The sequence below is a fragment of the Streptomyces sp. SID14515 genome, from assembly GCF_010548505.1.
In the GTDB taxonomy this organism is placed as follows: Bacteria; Actinomycetota; Actinomycetes; order Streptomycetales; family Streptomycetaceae; genus Streptomyces; species Streptomyces caviscabies.
Window position 1 is genome coordinate 134,617 of record NZ_JAAGMH010000097.1, and the last position, 16,652, is coordinate 151,268.

Below are 16,652 nucleotides of genomic sequence, written 5' to 3' on the forward strand. Positions count from 1 at the left end.
TCTAGCTCCTCTTCAGGGTGAGGTCGAGGGTCGCGCCGTGCAGCCCCGAGGTGTCGGCGGTGATCCGGATGCCGCCCGGTGCGCGCGCCGCGTTCACCCGGGGGCCGCCCGAGGCGAGCGTCAGCCCGCGCCCGGCCAGCTCGACCACCACGGTGGACCGCAGCTGGGTGGGATCGGACAGGGCGACGCCCACGGTCCGCCCCTTCGGGCGCACCAGGACGGACGCCGGACCGTCGCAGCTCAGCTCACGCGCCGAGCCCGCCCGCCAGAAGTTGGCGGCCAGCAGCCCGTCCGCGCCGCGCCGCACCGCGTGCACGGCGGTCGAGTCGGCGACCAGCTCCACCGGCGGCGCGGCCGACATCAGCCGGGTGCGCCCGGCGGAGGCGGCGGGGAGCTGGAGGTGGAAGTAGCCGGCTCCGCTCGGGGCCGGTCCGTGGTCGTGCCAGAGCGTCAGGTACGGGCGGGTGACCGGGGTGTCGGTGCCGTACTTGAGGTTGATCTCCCGCCAGGTCGCGGTGCGCTCCTCGCGCACGGCGCGTACGGAGGCGGGCCTCGGGAACACGTATCCGCCGGTTCCGGCCAGGTGCAGCCACCGGACGTCCGTCAGCCCGGCGGACCAGCCGGGAGCGTCCGGGGCCGCCTTGCCGTTGACCAGGAGCGCGGCCCGCGGGTCGCGCAGCTTGCGGTTCTCCACCACGGTCTCCGCGGTGCCCGCTTCCGCGGTGATGCCGGAGCCGACACAGGCGATGACGTCGTCGAGGCAGAACCAGCTCTTGAGCCCGTGCAGCGTGCTGCCGAAGGCCCGCAGCTCCATTCCGTACGCGCCCAGCGTCGTGCCCGGGAGCGCGGTGCCGCCGGCCCAGTCGGCGGTGCTGGTGGTGCGCTGCCCCGCCGCGTCGGCCGGACGCCCGGCGAGGACGGTGGTGCCGGGCAGCCTCTTCGGATCGACGGTGGGCCAGTAGTCCTCGCTGTAGTGCCCGAGATCGTCGGTGTACAGCAGCACCATCCCGTCCGAGAGATGCCAGCCGTGGAGGTTCTCGTTCTGGATCGACTCGTAGTTGTAGATCCGGGTCGAGTACGCGGAGATGCCGAGGCCGAACGCGGGGCGGTGGTGGGCCGCCTTGTCCATCCGGGGGTGCTGCTTGTGGGCGACCAGCGGGCCGCGGGCCGGGACGGCGGAGGCGAGCGCCCGCTGCGCGGCGACCAGCGAGGCGAGGTCGGTCACGGCGAGGAAGTCGCGGTAGCCGTCCTCGGCGATCCACTGCTTCACCAGCGCCGTGAACCGGTCCGCCGGCTCGCCCGGGAAGCATGGGATCAGCCGCAGCACCGCCTCGATGACCGTCTGCGCCGAGGCGTGCCCCTGCTTGCTCGGCCGGGCGATCTCCCGCCCGCACACCGACGCCATCACATCGCCCCGGAACATCAGCGGGTCGAAACCGTCGTCCACCCAGCCGCGCACGTTGTCCAGATCGGGGTCGGTCACCTCCCACGCCGTACCGGCCAGCAGATTCAGCAGCCGGGACAGATTGCCCAGCAGCTCCTTGCCGTAACCGCCGTTGTACGGGTGTTTGTAGTGCTGGAGGAACGAGCCGTCGGACGAGAAGCCCTCGCCCGTGCCGGCCGCCGCACCGCCCGTGTCGTTGAAGGCCAGGACGCTGTTGGCGCCCGAACCCTCGACGTCCGAAAGAGCGTCACGGACCCGGGCCAGCGCATCGCCGTCGCCACGCAGCACCGCGTTGACGGCGACCACGGTCGAGACCCACACCCGGTTGGCGCCGGTCGCGATCTGCCGGTCGGCCCGCCACAGGTTCGGGTCCGGCGTGTAGTGCCGTACGGCGGCCGTGACCCGCTCCAGGCGCTCCGCACCCAGCTCGTCGTGGAGCAGCACCGCCGTGTCGCCGAGCGCGAGCGCCGCGCCTATCTCCCAGTCCCAGTCGTTGTCGAACCGGGCGTGCTCGGGGCCGTAACGGCGGGTCAGCATCCAGTCGACGCCGCCCAGCAGCGCTGTCAGCAGCGCCGTGTCGCCGTGCTGCGGGGTGCCCGGGACCGCCCAGGCGGTGGCCGCCGTCGCCAGCCGTTTGCACGACGTCGTCACATGGTTGGAGAGCGTCGTGCTGGTCAGGTCGGGGAACAGCCCGTCCGTCCGGGTCGGGTCCAGACCGGTGGCGGCGGTGGCCCCGGCCCGCCCCACCCGGGCGATCGCGGCGGCGATCCGCTCGTCGTCCCGGTCGAGGTCCGGGCCGCCGGTCAGCAGCGTGTGCCAACGGGCGCGCAGCGCCGCCGCGTCCGGCGCCCCGGTCCGGGCGGTGCCGGACGCGGCGTGGGCGGGACCGGCGAGGGCCGGGGGCAGCGTGGCCGCCGCGCCCAGGGCGGCCGCACCGGTCAGGACGGTGCGCCGGGTGGTGCCTCGGTTCGTCATGTCGCCTCTCACGGAAGGTGTCGGCTCACGGAAGGTGTCGGCTCACAGCAGGTGTCGGCGGTCGACGGCGGCGGCGAGCGCCGCGTGACCTGACGGGCCCGGATGCAGACCGTCGCCGCTGTCGTGGGCGGGGAGCATCCGGGAAGGGCGGTCCGGGTCGCGCAGCGCGGCGTCGAAGTCGGCCACCCCGTCGAAGATCCGCCCGGTGCGCACGGCCCGGTTGATCCGCTCCCGGACCGCGTCCAGCTCCGGCGACCAGCGGGTCCACCCCTCGAACGGGGTGATGGTGGCGCCCACCACCCGCAGCCCGGCGCCCCGGGCGCGCAGCGCCAGCTGCCGGTAGCCGGACAGCACCTGGTCCGGACCGCTCTGGCCGGGCGGCTGCTGGAGGTCGTTGACGCCCAGGTGCACGAGGACCGTCCGGAGCCCCGGCAGTCCGAGCACATCGCGGTCGAAGCGGGCCTGGCCGCCGGGCCCGAAGCGGACGTTGTCGAGCAGCAGCCGGTTGCCGCTGATCCCGAGGTTGGCGACGGCCGAACCGGGCAGCCGCCGCGCCAACTGGTCGGGCCACCGCAGATCGGCGTCGTCGGGCGTGCCGACGCCCTCCGCGATGGAGTCGCCGAACACCGCGAGCACCGGGCCGCGCGCCCCGGTGGTCTCCACTCCGGTCAGCAGCAGGACCGACCGGGTGCGCACCCCGTCGACCGTGTGCCAGGCATGGGTGTTGCGGTGGAAGGAGAGCGGACCGGTCGGGCCGGGCACCCGGGTCCGCACCTCCAGCCGCGCCCCGTCCGCCACCCGCAGCCCCGCGACGGGGTCGCTGGTCAGATTCGCGCCCGCCGCCAGCCACTCCTGGCTCCGCCCGGCGAAGGTCACCGGCCGGCCGTCCGCCGTCACCGGGCCCACCAGCACCGGCGCGGCCCCGAAGGTGTTCGCGTACCGCAGCCGGACCGCTCCGCCGGCCGACAGCCGCAGCACGGCCGTGCAGTCGCCGTCGGTGAGCCCGGCGTACGCCAACGGGTCGGTGGGCGTCGGCGCGGTCTGGGCGGTGGCCCAGGACGTCGTCCAGCGTGAACGTGCGGGGCCGGCGGCGCCCGCCGCCCGCGCTTCCGTCGCCGTGGCGGCGACCGCGGCGGCCCCGGCAGCCGCCGCGTACAGAACCCCGCGTCTCGCGGGCCCCCGGCCGGTCACGGGCACACACCTGTCGGGTCGTAGGAGCTGCCGTAGGTGCCCACGGCGTCGCCGCCGGTGTTGCCGCTCATGGTGTTGGAGCAGACCGGGCCCTGCGGGGTGCGCATGAACTTGATGCCGCCGCCCGCGTTGCCGGTGATGGTGTTGCCGTAGACGGAGGTCGCGGTGCCGTCCGTCGCGGTGTCACCTCCGAGCCGGACGCCCGCGCCGACGTTGTCGTGGACGGTGTTGTAGCGGAAGATGTTGCCGCTGCCCCGGGCGTCGAGCCCGCCGGAGCTGGGGTCGCGCTGGCCGCTGCAGTCGTTGTGCTCCACATAGTTGTTCGTCGCGTTCTCCTTCACGTCCACGCACTCGTTGCCCCGCGTGACGATCGTGTTGTGATGGATGCGGTTGTTCCGGCTGACGTCGGCCGCCGCGTCCGGGGCTCCGTTGGACCCCTGTTGCTCGGGGGCCGTGCCGAGGTAGATGCCCTCGCCGTTCTTCCCGCCGCCGTCGAACACGAAGTCGGTGACCCCGCAGTCGGTGATGGTGTTGTCGTTCACCTCGGCACCCGTGACGAGATAGCGCAGCCGCAGGCACTCGTCGGCCGCGTTCTTGAGGGTCATGCCGGTGATGCGCAGACCGCCGACGCCGTTCCCCGGGGTCGTGCTCATGACATAGATGAGTTTGAGCCGGTAGCCCGACACGTCCGAGGCCGAGCCGTGCAGCCCGTCGACGGTGAAGCCGCTGAGCGTCGTGCTGTCGTGCCGGACCTGGATGATCCGGGCGTCGCCCGCGCCCTTCACCACGGCGTTCGACGGACCGGTGATGGTGACCCCGGCCCGCGCGGTCACCACGTCCTGCCGGTAGGCGCCCGGGGCCAGGTGCACCACCGCGCCCGCCGGGGCCAGATCCACCGCCTTCTGGATCGTGGCCAGCGGGGCGCCCGCCGACGTACCGGCGTTGGCGTCGCTCCCGGACGGCGACACGTAGTACGCACCGGCCGCCGGGGCAGCGGCGGCCGAGGGGGTCGTCACGAGTAACAGGGCGAGGCCGGCGACGAGCGCGGCGGCCAGGGCGGTGCGCGGAACACGGCTCATGAGGTGTGCCTCCTGGGATCGGCGAAGGACAGGGCGAGCAGGACCGGAACGCTCGGGCCGAGCAGCAGCGGCCCCAGCGGTACGACGAGGGAGAGCAGGACGGCGGAGACCACCGCGCCGAGCAGGGCGGTGCCCCGGGCCGGAGAGCCGAAGCCGAGCGACAGCGCCCCGGCCGACCAGGCCCGGACACCGCCCTCGGGCGCGCGGCCCGCCTCGGCCGCGAGCGCCACATGGTGGATCACGAACGCCGCCGCGATGCCCACCTGCGCGGCCAGCAACGGAAACGTCCACGCCTCCGAACGGCCCAGCAGATACGCGGTGTTGGCGGCCAGCACGACCGCGGCGGCCGTGGACAGCAGACCGTGCCGCCACAGCGCGCGCCAGTACCCGCCGAAGGCGGCCAGCGTGTTGGTGAAGCACCGGCTGTCCCCGTCCACCCGCCACCGCTGGAGCGCGCGGCCCATCGCGGCGAGCGCGGGCAGCCAGGTCACCACGCCCAGCGCCAGCAGCGTGAACGCGGCCCCGGCGGCGGCCGGATAGGCGATGAACTCCAGCCGGCGCAGCAGCGTCGGCCAGCCGGACGGAGCGGCCTCCGGAGCGGGCGGCGGGGCCACCGCCTCGGGCAGAGGTGCCGGAGGCGCCAGAGGCGGCGGAGATGTGAGAGGTGTCCCCATGAGCTACCCGACCTTTCCGGTGTACGGCTCCGTCACGTCAAGGAGTACCCGGCCCGCCAGCTCCAGCCGGGTCGCCGCCACGACGTACGGGGCTCCGCCGGCGGTGAGCAGGACGGCGGCGGCGTCCGCGGAGAGCTCGCCGCCCCGGACACGGCGGTCGACGGGGGAGAGGAACACGCTCTCCTCGCCGTCCGCGAACCGCACACCGTGCCCCTCGGCCAACTCCGCCCCGGCGACCGCGCACGCGGCGTCCGGCGTGATGGCGGTGAGGAACAGGCCCGTACGGGAGGCGGCGGTGGTCACGTCCAGCGTGTGCAGGGTGCGCACGAGCCGCAGTTCCGGAGTGCTGGACGTCGGATTGGCGGCCACCTCCATGACCCCGGTGCGCACCGACGCCTCGTCCGGGGCCAGCCGCCGCACCCGCGCGGTGGCCGCACCGGACCTGATCAGCCGGGAGCCGTCGGCGTGTTCCTCCGTCGGCCGGTCCGTCCGGAGCAGGAACGTCCACGCGCGTGGCTCCTCCGCCTCCGCCAGGTCCAGCAGCACCAGCCGCCCCGCCGGGGTGAACACCAGCGTCCGGTCCAGCCGGCGGACCCCGAGGGCCGGGTCGTACATCGCGGCGATCTCCGCCGTGGCGTGCGCCCACCCCTCCTCCTCGCCCACCAGCACGTCGCGCTGCCGGGCCTGCCGCTCGAAGGGAATCCCCTCGTAGACGTGGTAGCGGTCCTCGTCCGCGTACCCCTGCCCGTCGACCAGCAGCAGATTGTGGTGCGCCGCCCGCTTGCGGTTGCTGTAGCCGTCGTCCACAGCCAGGAAGGCGCCCTGCGACAGCAGGACGAAGGAGCCCGAGTCCGGGTGGTGGTGACCCTGGTTCAGCGTCTCGTGGCCCAGCTCCGCCCGGTGCTTCGCGCTCGTCTCCCAAGCTCGGTGGCCGCCGCCCGGGCTCGCCTTGAACGACACCGCCGTCGCGCCGTCGTCCCAGCCGGTGCGGGCCGCGAGCAGCCCCAGGTCCGGGAAGAACGCCCGGGTGGCGGTGGGCCGGGCCGGCGCGACGGCCGGGTCGTACCAGAGGTATTCGAGGTACGCCTCCGGCAGGATGCCCGGCCGCACCCCGCTGTGTTCCGCCTCCGCCCACAGCAGCTCGCCCGAGGCCAGATCGCCCAGCCACTGCGCCTCGGCGATGCCGTACTGCGCGGCCAGCCGGTAGTAGAGCGCCGCGCTGTGGCCGCTGCGCCGGTCGTGGCAGTCGCCGTGGTCGACCGTGAACGCGAAGCCGGGCGCGCTCTGGTGCAGCCGGTAGCCGAAGGTGTTCGCCATGAAGCCTCCCCGGTCCCACCAGTCGACGCCCTCGGCCTCCGCCAGCAGGTCCAGGTGGATCGCCAGGAACGGGACTCCGTAACGCCAGTAGACGACCCCCTCCGCGTGCGAACCGTCCTCGGGCATCACCTCCAGCACCGTGGCGAGGTTCGACTTCGCCCGTTCGGTCCACTCCTCCTTGCCCAGCACATAGCCGGCCGTCGCCAGACCCGCGTAACAGATCCAGTTGTGGTTCTGCCAGTACGAGGACGACCACCAGCGGCCCTCGCTCGCCACCGCGAAGTCGTACAGGCGACGCCCCTGGAGCAGCAGCTTGTACCGGAGCAGCGCGCCCACGTCCTCCGGCAGGTCGTCGCCGATCCAGCGCAGGGCGAGCGCCAGATGGTGCAGCAGCCAGCCGGCGTCCAGGTCGTGGTCGGGCATATGGGCCCGGCCCCAGTGCGGCAGCCGTACCGCCGCCTCGATCCAGCGCACGCTCTCCGCCAGATCGGCCGGATCGCCGCCGACGCGGTAGGCCAGGGCCGGGTTGGACGCGGCCGGGCCCAGCCAGGTGATGCTGGCCATCGGATGGGTGCGGGGCGGGGTCAGGGCGCGGTGCCGGGCCGCCTCCTCGCGCACCCGGGCCTCCTGCGCGGGGCGCGGACCGGGCGGTGGGGTCGCCGAGAGCAGCACGGCTCAGCCCTCCGTCCGGAAGCGGGCCGTCGAGCCGTCCGCCAGTTCCACGGTCAGCTCCTCGCCGTCCAGCCGTACGTCGCTCACCGCCGGGCCCGCCGACGCCGCCTGGTAGACCGAGGCGAAGACGGTGTGCGCGGCCTCCGCCGTGAAGTCGACCCGGGTCCGGGTGCGCTGCGGGTCGTCCGCCGGACCGGGGCCCGGCAGCGTGAGCGGGCGCACCGGCACTCCGGCGCTCTGGGTGTGCCAGCCGTGCAGCGTCTCGTCCCCGTACCAGGTCGTGCGCACCGGGCCCGCCGCCTGCACCTGCACGTCCAGCGCGGTGCCGGGCCGCAGTTGGGCGGTGAGCCGGGGGTTCTCCCGCCCCGTGACCTCCACCGTCAGCAGGTCCACCAGATAGCACGGGCCGACGGCCACCCGGCGGACCGCCCGTACGCCCTCGTACGCCTCCGTCGCCTCGGCGGTCACCGACACGGCGTCCGCCGCCGTCAGCGCACCGGCGCACTCGGCCTGCTCGGCGCCGTCCACCCGGAACGCGGGGTGCGCCGCCGTCGAGGTGTACAGATCGCGGAACTCCGGGTGGGCGTAGGGCACCTGACCCGGGTCCGGCTGCCACGCGGTGGTGTCGCCGTACAGATACAGCGAGAGTTTGTCCCGGTGGCCGTGCGATCCGCCGTGCGGGCCGAAGTCCACCAGCGCGTGGATGCCCGCCGCCCGCAGTACCGCGTACCCGGTCGAGGGAAACACGGTGACCGGGGCGGGGGCGGCCCGCCGGGGGAGCGGCGGACCCGCGAACCAGCCGACCAGCTCGCGGTCGAGCGCGTCGTCCGCGTCTCCGAGCTCCGCCCGGACCCGGACCGCCACCGCCTCCAGCGCGTCCGACGGCACCGACTGCCGGGCCAGCGCGATCAGTTCCAGCCACTCCAGGCCGAGGGCGTTCCGCCGGTAGGGGCCGTCGTGCAGCGCGGGCAGCACACCGCCCGGCGTCGCGACGGCGGCCAGCACATCCGTCATCCCGGCCAGCACACCGGCCACGTCCTCGGGCAGCGCGGACGGGTCGGTGGAGCGCAGCGCCAGCAGCGCCGCCCGCAGCACGAAGCCGTGGTAATACGTGCTGCCCTCCCACTCCCAGCCGTCGTCCGCGACGGCCGCCCGCAGATGCGCGTACAGCCCGTGCTCGCCCTCCAGCCAGCGCCCGGCGCCCGCCCAGGCCTCTTCTCGTACGGCAGCCGCCGCCCGGCCCGCCGCGACACCGGCCGCGTTCAGCCACGCCGTGTAGTTGGAGGCCAGCTGCCCCTGAGCGGTCAGCACCTCCCGGGCCTCCAGCGCGGCTTCCTCCAGCGCCTCCAGCAGCGGCAGCACCGCCGCCAGGTCCTCGGCCTCCTTCTCCGCGAGCGTGAGCACGGCGTGCCCGACGTTCACCGCCCAGATGGCGTCCGTCAGCGCCTGGTGGAAGAGCCGGCCGCGCAGCATCCAGCTCTGGGCCTCGCCGTGCCGGTCGGCGGCCAGTTCGGCGTACAGACCGGCGTACTCGACCAGCCGCTCCACCGCCTCCGCCCGCTCGCCCCGGTGCGCCAGCACCCGCAGCTGCCGTGCCCAGGCCTGGTGCGAGAGGACCAGCCACGCGCCGCGCACCGCTTCGCTGTCCACCCGGCAGCCGTGCGCACACCGCGCACCGCCCTCGGGGAACACCCCGGCGAGGAGATCGCCGTGCTCCAGCTCCACCCCGTGCGCCGGACAGATGTACGCGTGCCACCAGCCGCCGCGCTCCCGCGCGATCCGCCTCAACGCGGCCATACGCCACCGTCGATGTCCGTCGTGGTCGCCGTCAGGAAGCCCGATGCGGGCGAGGCCAGATGCACCACGGCGGACGCCACGTCCTCGGGGGTGCCGGCCCGGCCGACCGGAATGCCCGCCTCCATGGCCTCCTGCGCCGCGGGCGCGGTGAAGGTGTCGTGGAAGGCGGTGCCCTTGATGAAGCCCGGTGCGACCGCGTTGACCGTGATGCCGGTTCCGGCCAGCTCCTTGGCCAGCCCCTTGGTGAAGCCGCGGATGCCGGCCTTGGCGGCGGCGTACGCCACCGAGCCCGGGCCGCCGCCGTTGTGCGCGGCGAGCGAGGACATGGTGATGACGCGTCCGGCCGAGGACCGCTCCAGATGCGGCAGCGCCGCCCGCACCGTGCGGAACGTCGAACTCAGGTTGGTGGAGATCACCCGGTCGAAGTGTTCGTCGGTCATCTCGGCGATGGCCGCACGGCCGACGAGATGACCGGCGTTGCAGACCAGGACGTCGAGTCCGCCGAGGAACCCGGCCGCCTCCTCGACCAGCCGGTCCACCTCCGCGCTCACGGTCACATCGGCGGCGAACGCCTTGGCGCGCCGGCCCAGCGCCTCGATCGCGGAGACCGTGTCGGCGGCCCGGTCGGCGGAGGAGTGGTAGTGCACGGCGACATCGGCGCCGGCCTCGGCCAGCGCGAGCGCGATGGCGCGGCCGATGCCGTGCCCTGCCCCCGTGACCAGCGCACGGGAGCCCTGAAGTTCAGCAGACATGGGTGAAGCCCTTTCGGTTTCCGGCCGCGGCGGGCCGGGGGCCGGTCACTTGAGACCGGCGGTGGCGAAGCCCTGCACGAAGTAGCGCTGGCCGATGAGGAAGAGAAGGACCATGGGAAGGGTGGCGAGCGTGGTGCCGGCCATCAGGTAGTGCCACTGGGTGCCGTTCTCCGTCTTGAAGACGGACAGCCCGACCTGGATGACCCGCAGACTGTCCGTCCGGGTCACCAGCAGCGGCCACAGGAAGTTGTTCCAGGACGACTCGAAGGTCAGCAGCGCCACGGTGGTGAGCGCCGGCTTGACCTGCGGCGTCATGATCCGGGCGTAGATGCGGAACTCGCCGAGGCCGTCGAGGCGGGCCGCCTCCTCCAGCTCCACCGGCAGATCGAGGTAGAACTGGCGGAAGAGGAAGACCGCGAAGGGCGTCACCGCACCCGGGATGATCAGCGCCCACCAGGTGTCGAGCCAGCCGCTGCCGCCCTGCCCGAGGAGGTCGTTCCCGCCGGCCAGCGGCATGAAGCGGACGATCAGGAACTCCGGCAGCACCTTCGTGTACGTCGGGATCATCAGCGCCGCGATGAACAGGTAGAAGATCACCTCGCTGCCGCGGAACCTGATCCGCGCCAGCGCGTACCCGGCCATGGAGGCGACCAGCACGTTCAGCACGGTGTGGCTGAAGGCGATGATGAAGCTGTTGCGGGCGTAGGTGGCGAACGGGGCCGCCGCGAACGCGTCGACGTAGTTGCCGAACTGCCAGCTGCTCGGCAGGAGTCCGGAGTCCTGCGAGGCGATCTCCACCGGCGACTTCAGCGAGGTGAGCACCATCCAGACGAACGGCACCACCATCAGCAGCGAGATCACCGACAGCGTGAGACAGAGCGCGATCCGGCCCGGGGACACCGGCCGCCGGCCGTAGCGTCCGCGCCGCACGGTGCTGACGTCCACCGGCTTCCGCGTCTCAACTGTGGCCACGGGTGCCTCCCATGATCCGCCGGTTGACCAGGGTGAAGCCCATCAGCAGCACGAACAGCACCAGGGACTGGGCGCAGGCGTATCCGACGCGGAACTCCCGGAAGGCGGACTTGTAGATCTCGTAGGTCATCATCGTCGTGCTGTTGGCGGGGCCGCCGTCGGTGAGGATGTAGATCTGGTCGAAGGACTGGAACGCGCCGATCATCGACGTGATGAGCACGAAGAACGTGGCGGGCTTCAGCAGCGGCAGCGTGATGGAGAAGAACTGCCGGACCTTCGAGGCGCCGTCCACCGACGCCGCCTCGTACAGCTCCCGGGGAAGCGACTGGAGCGCGGCGAGATAGATGAGCATCTTCATGCCGATGCCCTGCCAGATGCCGACCAGGATCACCGAGGGCATCGCCCACCGCGTCGAGGACAGCCAGGCCGGACCGTCGATGCCGATGAACGACAGCAGCGCGTTGAACAGGCCGTTGCCCGGGTTGTAGATCCACAGCCAGACCAGCGCGATGGCCACGGTGGCCGTGACCTGCGGCAGGAAGACCGCGGTGCGGAAGATGCCGCGGGCCTTGAGCCCGGTGTGCAGGGCCAGCGCCAGCAGCAGGCCCAGCAGCATGCCGAACGGCACGGTGAAGAAGGTGTAGACGACGGTGTTGACGATGGACTTGCGGAAGACCGCGTCGTCCAGCATGTCCCGGAAGTTGTCCAGCCCCACGAACTGCGGGGCGGTCAGCACGTCGTACTTCGTGAACGCCAGGACCACCGCGGCCAGCACGGGCAGGCCGATCCAGAGCGAGGCGTGCAGCAGCGCGGGCGCCACCATGAGCATGCCGGCCCGCCGCCGTCGGCGCCCGGGGCCCGTCGGGGTCCGGCGGGTGCGCCGGGGCGGCGCCGGTTCAGGAGGTGCGGGCGGCCGCACGGGCCGCGCCTTCAGTACGGATGTCGCTCCCACGATGACGGGTCCTCACATCCGGCCGATGGCGGCCTCGGCGAGCCGGCCGAGTTCCGCGACGGCGTCCTTCGCCGACTGGCCGCCCACGATCGCGGGCTCCAGCGTCGGCTTGATCTTTTCGCGGATCTCCATCCAGGCGGCGGTGCCGCCCTCGGACGCCGCGTGCTGGAGGTTCTTCAGGGAGAGGTCGACGAACCGGTTCTCCTTGACGTAACCCGTGTCGTTGAGATCCCGCAGTCCGGGCACCGAGCCGCGCTGCCGGGCCGCGCCGAGGATCGACTCGGGTGTGGCCAGGTACTCCACGAGCGCGCGGGCCGCCGCCGGGTGCCGGGAGCCGGCCGACTGGGTGACGAGGGTGCCGCCCTGGAGCATCGCGGGCCTGCGGTTGGCCAGGACGAACGCGCCGAGCTTGTCCTCCTCGATCAGCTCCGGGTTCTGTTCCTTGACCTGGACCCACAGCGCGCTGGTCGTCATCATCATCGAGGCCCGGCCCGTCTGCACGTTCGACGGCGCTCCGGCGTCGGTCTTGCGCGCGTAGTCCGCCGAACCGTCGGTCACCAGATCCTTGAAGAACTGCAGCGCCTCCACCCCGCGGGCGTCGGTGAACAGCACCTTCCTGCCGTCCGCGCTGAACAGCTGACCGCCGTTGGCGAAGAGGAAGGTCTCCCAGCACTGGCGCAGATCGATGGAGAAGGGGTCGAAGCCGACCCGGCCGTTCTTCGTCAACTGCTTGGCGACAGCGCGCAGTTCGGACCAGTTGCCGGGCGTCCTGCGGATGCCGGCCTCGGCGAAGTGGTCCTTGCGGTAGACCACGATGCGGGTGTCGAGCACGACGGGCAGGGCGTACAGCCTGCCGTCGTGGCGGGAGGGTTCCAGCACCCGCTTCTCGTAGTCGTGGGCCTTCGCCAGCTTCTCCGGCAGTTCCGCGATCGCGCCCTTGGCGGCGAACGGCGGGATCCAGCCGACGCCCATCATGAGCACGTCGGGCAGCAGGCCGCCCGCGAGCCCGGTGGTGATCTTCTCGTTGAGCTGGGCGTACGTGGTGTAGTCCACGTTCACCTTGACGTCCGGATACTTCTTCCGGAACCCGCCCAGGGTGTCGCCCTCCAGGAGCGTCTTGCCCTTCGCGCCCTCGTAGATCGGGGTGAGGAGGGTGATCTCGCCCTCGGCGGGACCATCGGCCGAGCCGGCCGCGGAGGTGCCGGTGCCGCAGCCCGTGAGCGCGGCTGCGGTGCCCGCGCCGATGGCGGCGAGCAGCGACCGTCTGTTGAGTTCCATGAGCACCCCTTGAGGTGGAGTCTGTGGATCGATCCAGTGAAGAGGTCCCAGCCATGGCCGGGATGTACTGGTAAATCGATGCACTGAGACTAGGAATGCCGTCGGAGTGGCGTCAACAGCTGATGCACAAGAATTTTTCGCCCACGTTAACGGGTGTATCGGTAGAGAGACTTCAGTAAATCGATACACTAGGGTGGTCAGGGAGTTTCGAACCGGAGGTGGCATGAGCGGGGTAACGATCCATCAGGTCGCGGCGGCGGCGGGCGTCTCCGCGAGTACGGTCTCCAACGTCCTCAACGGGCGCACCGACCGTATGCAGGCGGCCACCCTGGCGCGTGTCGAGGAGACCATCGAGCGGCTGAGCTACCGGCCCAACCGTGCGGCGCGGATGCTGCGCACGGGCCGGATCAAGGTGATCGGCCTGATCGTGCCCTCCGTCGCGAACCCGTTCTGGGGGTCGCTCGCGCGGGAGCTGGAGGCCATCGCGCTCGCCGAGGGGTACCACGTGCTGCTCTGCAACAGCGAGCGCGATCCCGCGCGGGAACTCAAGTACGGCGAGGAGCTGTTGGCCGACGGGGTCAGCGGAGTGGTGCTCTGCTCCTCGCTGCCCTCCCTCGAACACGTCGAGCCGCTGCTCAGCCGAGGTCTGAAGATGGTCGCCTTCGACCGCACGGCCCAGGCGGGCGACCCGCCGTCGCTGGCGAGCATCAGCGTGGACAACGCCATGGGGGCGGAGCTGGCCACCCGCCATCTGCTCGAACTCGGCCACCGAAGAATCGCGTTCGTCTCCGGATCGGTCAACAGCGTCAACCGCCGTGAGCGGCTGCGGGGTTTCCGTGCCGCACTGGAGGAGGCCGGGCTCGACCCGGCCGACGCGACGGTCTGGCCCGGGGCGGACACCAGCGAGTTCGGCGACAAGGACGCGGCCGAGCTGGGCCGCAACGCCGCCCGCGAGCTGCTCTCCGGGCCCCGTCCGCCCACCGCGTTCGTCGCCATCAACGACATGTGCGCGATCGGGATCTGCCGGGGCGCCAAGGACGCCGGACGCACCGCCGGGCGCGATGTGTCGGTGGTCGGCTTCGACGACATCCTGCTCGCCGATCTCTTCGAGCCGCCGCTCACCACCGTCCGTCAGCCGCTGCCGGAGATGGCGGCGGAGACCTTCCAGCAACTGCGCGCCCGGATCGAGTCGGCGCCCTCGGCCGGCCGCTCCCTGCTGATCCGGCCACGCCTGGTGGTCCGGGAGTCGACCGCGCCCGCGCCCGCGCCGGCGGACGCGGTGACTCCGGACGCTCCGGACGCGGTCGCTCCGGCGGTGTGAGGAGCGCCGACCGCTGCCGCCGGGCCAGTTGTCGGCCGCGGCCCGGCCGCTGACGCGTCGGCCGGGCCGGCCACGTAGGCCGCGCCGGCCGCTCCGGGCGGTCACCCGGAGCGGCCGACCCGCCCTGTTGTCCGTTCGCGTGGGCCGACCCGCTCTGTCGCCCCTTCACTCCGGCCGAGCCGACGCGCCCGGTCGCGCGCACTCCGGCCGACGGGTCAGTCGGCCGACCGCGTCCAGCCCGTCGCCTCGATCCGGCCGGCGTCCCGGGGCCGTTCCGCGTCGAAGACCGTGCGGGCGCCGTCGCGGATCCGCAGACCGTCCACGTACGCGCCGCGCCCCACGTACAGCTGGTCGGTGGTGTAGCGCCACCGCAGGGTGACGTCCTGGCCGCGCCAGGCCGTCAGGTCCGCCTCCAGCCGGTGCCAGACGCGCCCCGACCAGCCGCTCACCGAGCCGGTCGGCTGCGGCTGCGGGTCCGGCCGGTGGCCCGGTCCCGGACGTACGGTGGTGAACGGCACCGGCCGCCAGTCCTGCCCCGCCGACGCCTCCAGGACGAGCCCGTCGGAGGCCGGCTCCGTGTCCCACCACAGCGCGCATTCCATGCGGGCCCGCGCGGAGTCCAGGCGCAGCGCGGGCAGCGTGAGCGTGGCGGTGGAGGCGCTCGCCATCCCGGAGAACCAGGCGGTGCGCCCCCGCTCGGGCCGGACCGGAACGGCCCGCGCCAGCTGGTTGGCGGTCGCCACCCGGGGCGCGCTGCCCGAGCGCCAACTCCGTACGGGATGGACCGAGTTGCCCAGCACGATGAGGAAGGTGTCGGTCGACGGGTCGAGCACCAGGCTGGTCCCGGTGAACCCGGTGTGGCCCGCGCTGCGCGGGGTCGCCATCGCGCCCATGTACCAGTGCTGGTAGAGCTCGAAGCCCAGGCCGTGCTCGTCGCCAGGGAACGCGGTGTTGAAGTCCGTGAACAACAGGTCGACCGAGTCCTCGGACAGGATGCGGGAGCGTCCGTACACCCCGCCGTTGAGGAGCGTACGGGCGAGGATCGCGAGGTCCCAGGCGCAGGAGAACACCCCGGCGTGGCCCGCCACCCCGCCGAAGCTGTAGGCGTTCTCGTCGTGCACCTCGCCCCAGACGAGACCGCGATCGAGACCGGACCAGGGCGGCCGGGCGTCCTCGGTGGCCGCGATCTTCGGCTTCCAGGAGGCGGGCGGGTTGTAGCGGGTGCGGTGCATCCCGAGCGGCGCGGTGATCTCCTCGCGGAGCAGGGCGTCCAGCGGGCGGCCGGTGAGGTGCTCCAGGATCAGTTGCAGCGAGATGAGGTTGAGGTCGGAGTAGAGGTAGGCGCTGCCCGGGGTGCTCGCGGGAACCTCCTCCCACAGCATCCGGAGCTTGCCCTCCCGGGTCGGCTCCTCGTACAGCGGGATCCAGGCGCGGAAACCCGAGGTGTGCGTGAGCAGGTGGCGGACCGTGATGTCCTGTTTGCCGCCGCCCGCGAAGTCCGGGAGGTACGAGGCGACCGTCGCCTCCAGCTCCAGCTCGCCGCGCTCGATCTGCTGGACAGCCAGGAGCGAGGTGAACAGTTTGGAGATCGAGGCCAGGTCGAAGACGGTGTCCTCGGCCATCGCGATCTGCTGGTCCGCCGGGAACTCCACCCCGGTGTCGGTCTTCTCGTCGTACGCGGAATAGCGCACCGCCTTGCCGATCGGCCGGTGCAGCGCCACCGTGCCGCCCCGCCCGGCGAGCAGCACCGCGCCCGCGTACCAGGGGTGCTCGGGGGAGTCGGCGAGATAGGCCTCGGCGTCCCGCACGAGCTGGTCCAGCGGCCCCTGGAGCAGCCCGGCGCGCGCGGCGCTTCCGCGTCGCAGCGTGGGCCGGTGCGCCCCTGACTCCATGCCCGCTCCCGTGTCCGCCGCTCCGCCGGCCGCCCCCGCGCCCGGCCCGCTCCGGGCGGCCGCGAGCGGAATCGGCGTCAGCGCGAGCGCACCGCCCAGCGCCAGTATCCCGCCGCCCAGCCGCCGCCGGGCGATGCCGCTCCCGGCCGCGTCGGATCCGGACCGGGAGCCGCCGCTCCCGGTCGGGCCTCCGCCTCCGCGCGCGCCCCGGCCGTCCGCCGCCCGTCCGTTCCCCAGTGTGTCCCCGGTCATCCGCAACTCCTTCCCGCGCCCGACGTCCGGTCACCGGGTCGCCCCGGGTGCCGGCGCCCGCGCGAAAGTAACTTCCGAAATCTC

Annotated in this window: 12 protein-coding genes; 1 reads left to right on the forward strand and 11 read right to left on the reverse strand. The window is 72.9% G+C overall.

Features of this window, described 5'->3' with window-relative positions:
• Window position 1: 1 nt before the first annotated feature.
• From G3I54_RS20750 to G3I54_RS20795, 10 genes are all read right to left on the reverse strand, one after another.
• Complete coding sequence (locus G3I54_RS20750; RefSeq protein ID WP_203686818.1) at window positions 2-2,419, reverse strand: polysaccharide lyase 8 family protein; 2,418 nt, start codon at window positions 2,417-2,419, stop codon at window positions 2-4.
• A 42-nt stretch (window positions 2,420-2,461) separates the two neighbouring features.
• Entirely contained in the window at window positions 2,462-3,610 is a 1,149-nt protein-coding gene (locus G3I54_RS20755) for an SGNH/GDSL hydrolase family protein (RefSeq protein WP_164616371.1), read from the reverse strand.
• Complete coding sequence (locus G3I54_RS20760) at window positions 3,607-4,689, reverse strand: right-handed parallel beta-helix repeat-containing protein (protein ID WP_164616372.1); 1,083 nt, start codon at window positions 4,687-4,689, stop codon at window positions 3,607-3,609. Before G3I54_RS20760 ends, G3I54_RS20755 begins: the two co-directional genes overlap by 4 nt.
• Window positions 4,686-5,363 (reverse strand): hypothetical protein, encoded by a 678-nt coding sequence (locus tag G3I54_RS20765; protein ID WP_203686821.1) that lies wholly within the window; start codon window positions 5,361-5,363, stop codon window positions 4,686-4,688. The genes G3I54_RS20760 and G3I54_RS20765 overlap by 4 nt, the downstream gene beginning before the upstream one ends.
• A gap of 3 nt (window positions 5,364-5,366) precedes the next feature.
• Window positions 5,367-7,352: a hypothetical protein gene (locus G3I54_RS20770; RefSeq protein WP_164616373.1), complete on the reverse strand. Its 1,986-nt coding sequence runs from the start codon at window positions 7,350-7,352 to the stop codon at window positions 5,367-5,369.
• A 3-nt stretch (window positions 7,353-7,355) separates the two neighbouring features.
• Entirely contained in the window at window positions 7,356-9,149 is a 1,794-nt protein-coding gene (locus G3I54_RS20775; protein WP_203686823.1) for a heparinase II/III family protein, read from the reverse strand.
• Entirely contained in the window at window positions 9,137-9,901 is a 765-nt protein-coding gene (locus G3I54_RS20780) for an SDR family NAD(P)-dependent oxidoreductase (protein ID WP_164616374.1), read from the reverse strand. Before G3I54_RS20780 ends, G3I54_RS20775 begins: the two co-directional genes overlap by 13 nt.
• Before the next feature lie 45 nt (window positions 9,902-9,946).
• Window positions 9,947-10,873 (reverse strand): carbohydrate ABC transporter permease, encoded by a 927-nt coding sequence (locus tag G3I54_RS20785; protein ID WP_164616375.1) that lies wholly within the window; start codon window positions 10,871-10,873, stop codon window positions 9,947-9,949.
• Entirely contained in the window at window positions 10,860-11,702 is an 843-nt protein-coding gene (locus G3I54_RS20790; RefSeq protein WP_137231201.1) for a sugar ABC transporter permease, read from the reverse strand. The genes G3I54_RS20785 and G3I54_RS20790 overlap by 14 nt, the downstream gene beginning before the upstream one ends.
• A gap of 135 nt (window positions 11,703-11,837) precedes the next feature.
• Window positions 11,838-13,103, reverse strand: coding sequence for an ABC transporter substrate-binding protein (locus G3I54_RS20795; RefSeq protein WP_164616376.1), 1,266 nt, complete (start codon window positions 13,101-13,103; stop codon window positions 11,838-11,840).
• A 223-nt stretch (window positions 13,104-13,326) separates the two neighbouring features.
• Here G3I54_RS20795 and G3I54_RS20800 point away from each other — a divergent pair, with 223 nt between their 5' ends.
• Window positions 13,327-14,424, forward strand: coding sequence for a LacI family DNA-binding transcriptional regulator (locus tag G3I54_RS20800; RefSeq protein ID WP_164616377.1), 1,098 nt, complete (start codon window positions 13,327-13,329; stop codon window positions 14,422-14,424).
• A gap of 215 nt (window positions 14,425-14,639) precedes the next feature.
• On the opposite strand, the gene G3I54_RS20805 is transcribed toward G3I54_RS20800, so the two are convergent.
• Window positions 14,640-16,568, reverse strand: coding sequence for a serine hydrolase domain-containing protein (locus G3I54_RS20805; protein WP_203686825.1), 1,929 nt, complete (start codon window positions 16,566-16,568; stop codon window positions 14,640-14,642).
• Window positions 16,569-16,652 lie beyond the last annotated feature (84 nt).

Excerpts from the sequence above, each read along its gene's own strand:
- G3I54_RS20790 (WP_137231201.1), bottom strand. The coding sequence starts at position 11,702 with ATGCTCATGGTGGCGCCCGCGCTGCTGCACGCCTCGCTCTGGATCGGC.
- G3I54_RS20780 (WP_164616374.1), bottom strand. The coding sequence starts at position 9,901 with ATGTCTGCTGAACTTCAGGGCTCCCGTGCGCTGGTCACGGGGGCAGGG.
- G3I54_RS20795 (WP_164616376.1), bottom strand. The coding sequence starts at position 13,103 with ATGGAACTCAACAGACGGTCGCTGCTCGCCGCCATCGGCGCGGGCACC.
- G3I54_RS20775 (WP_203686823.1), bottom strand. The coding sequence starts at position 9,149 with ATGGCCGCGTTGAGGCGGATCGCGCGGGAGCGCGGCGGCTGGTGGCAC.
- G3I54_RS20805 (WP_203686825.1), bottom strand. The coding sequence starts at position 16,568 with ATGACCGGGGACACACTGGGGAACGGACGGGCGGCGGACGGCCGGGGC.
- G3I54_RS20750 (WP_203686818.1), bottom strand. The coding sequence starts at position 2,419 with ATGACGAACCGAGGCACCACCCGGCGCACCGTCCTGACCGGTGCGGCC.
- G3I54_RS20760 (WP_164616372.1), bottom strand. The coding sequence starts at position 4,689 with ATGAGCCGTGTTCCGCGCACCGCCCTGGCCGCCGCGCTCGTCGCCGGC.
- G3I54_RS20765 (WP_203686821.1), bottom strand. The coding sequence starts at position 5,363 with ATGGGGACACCTCTCACATCTCCGCCGCCTCTGGCGCCTCCGGCACCT.
- G3I54_RS20800 (WP_164616377.1), top strand. The coding sequence starts at position 13,327 with ATGAGCGGGGTAACGATCCATCAGGTCGCGGCGGCGGCGGGCGTCTCC.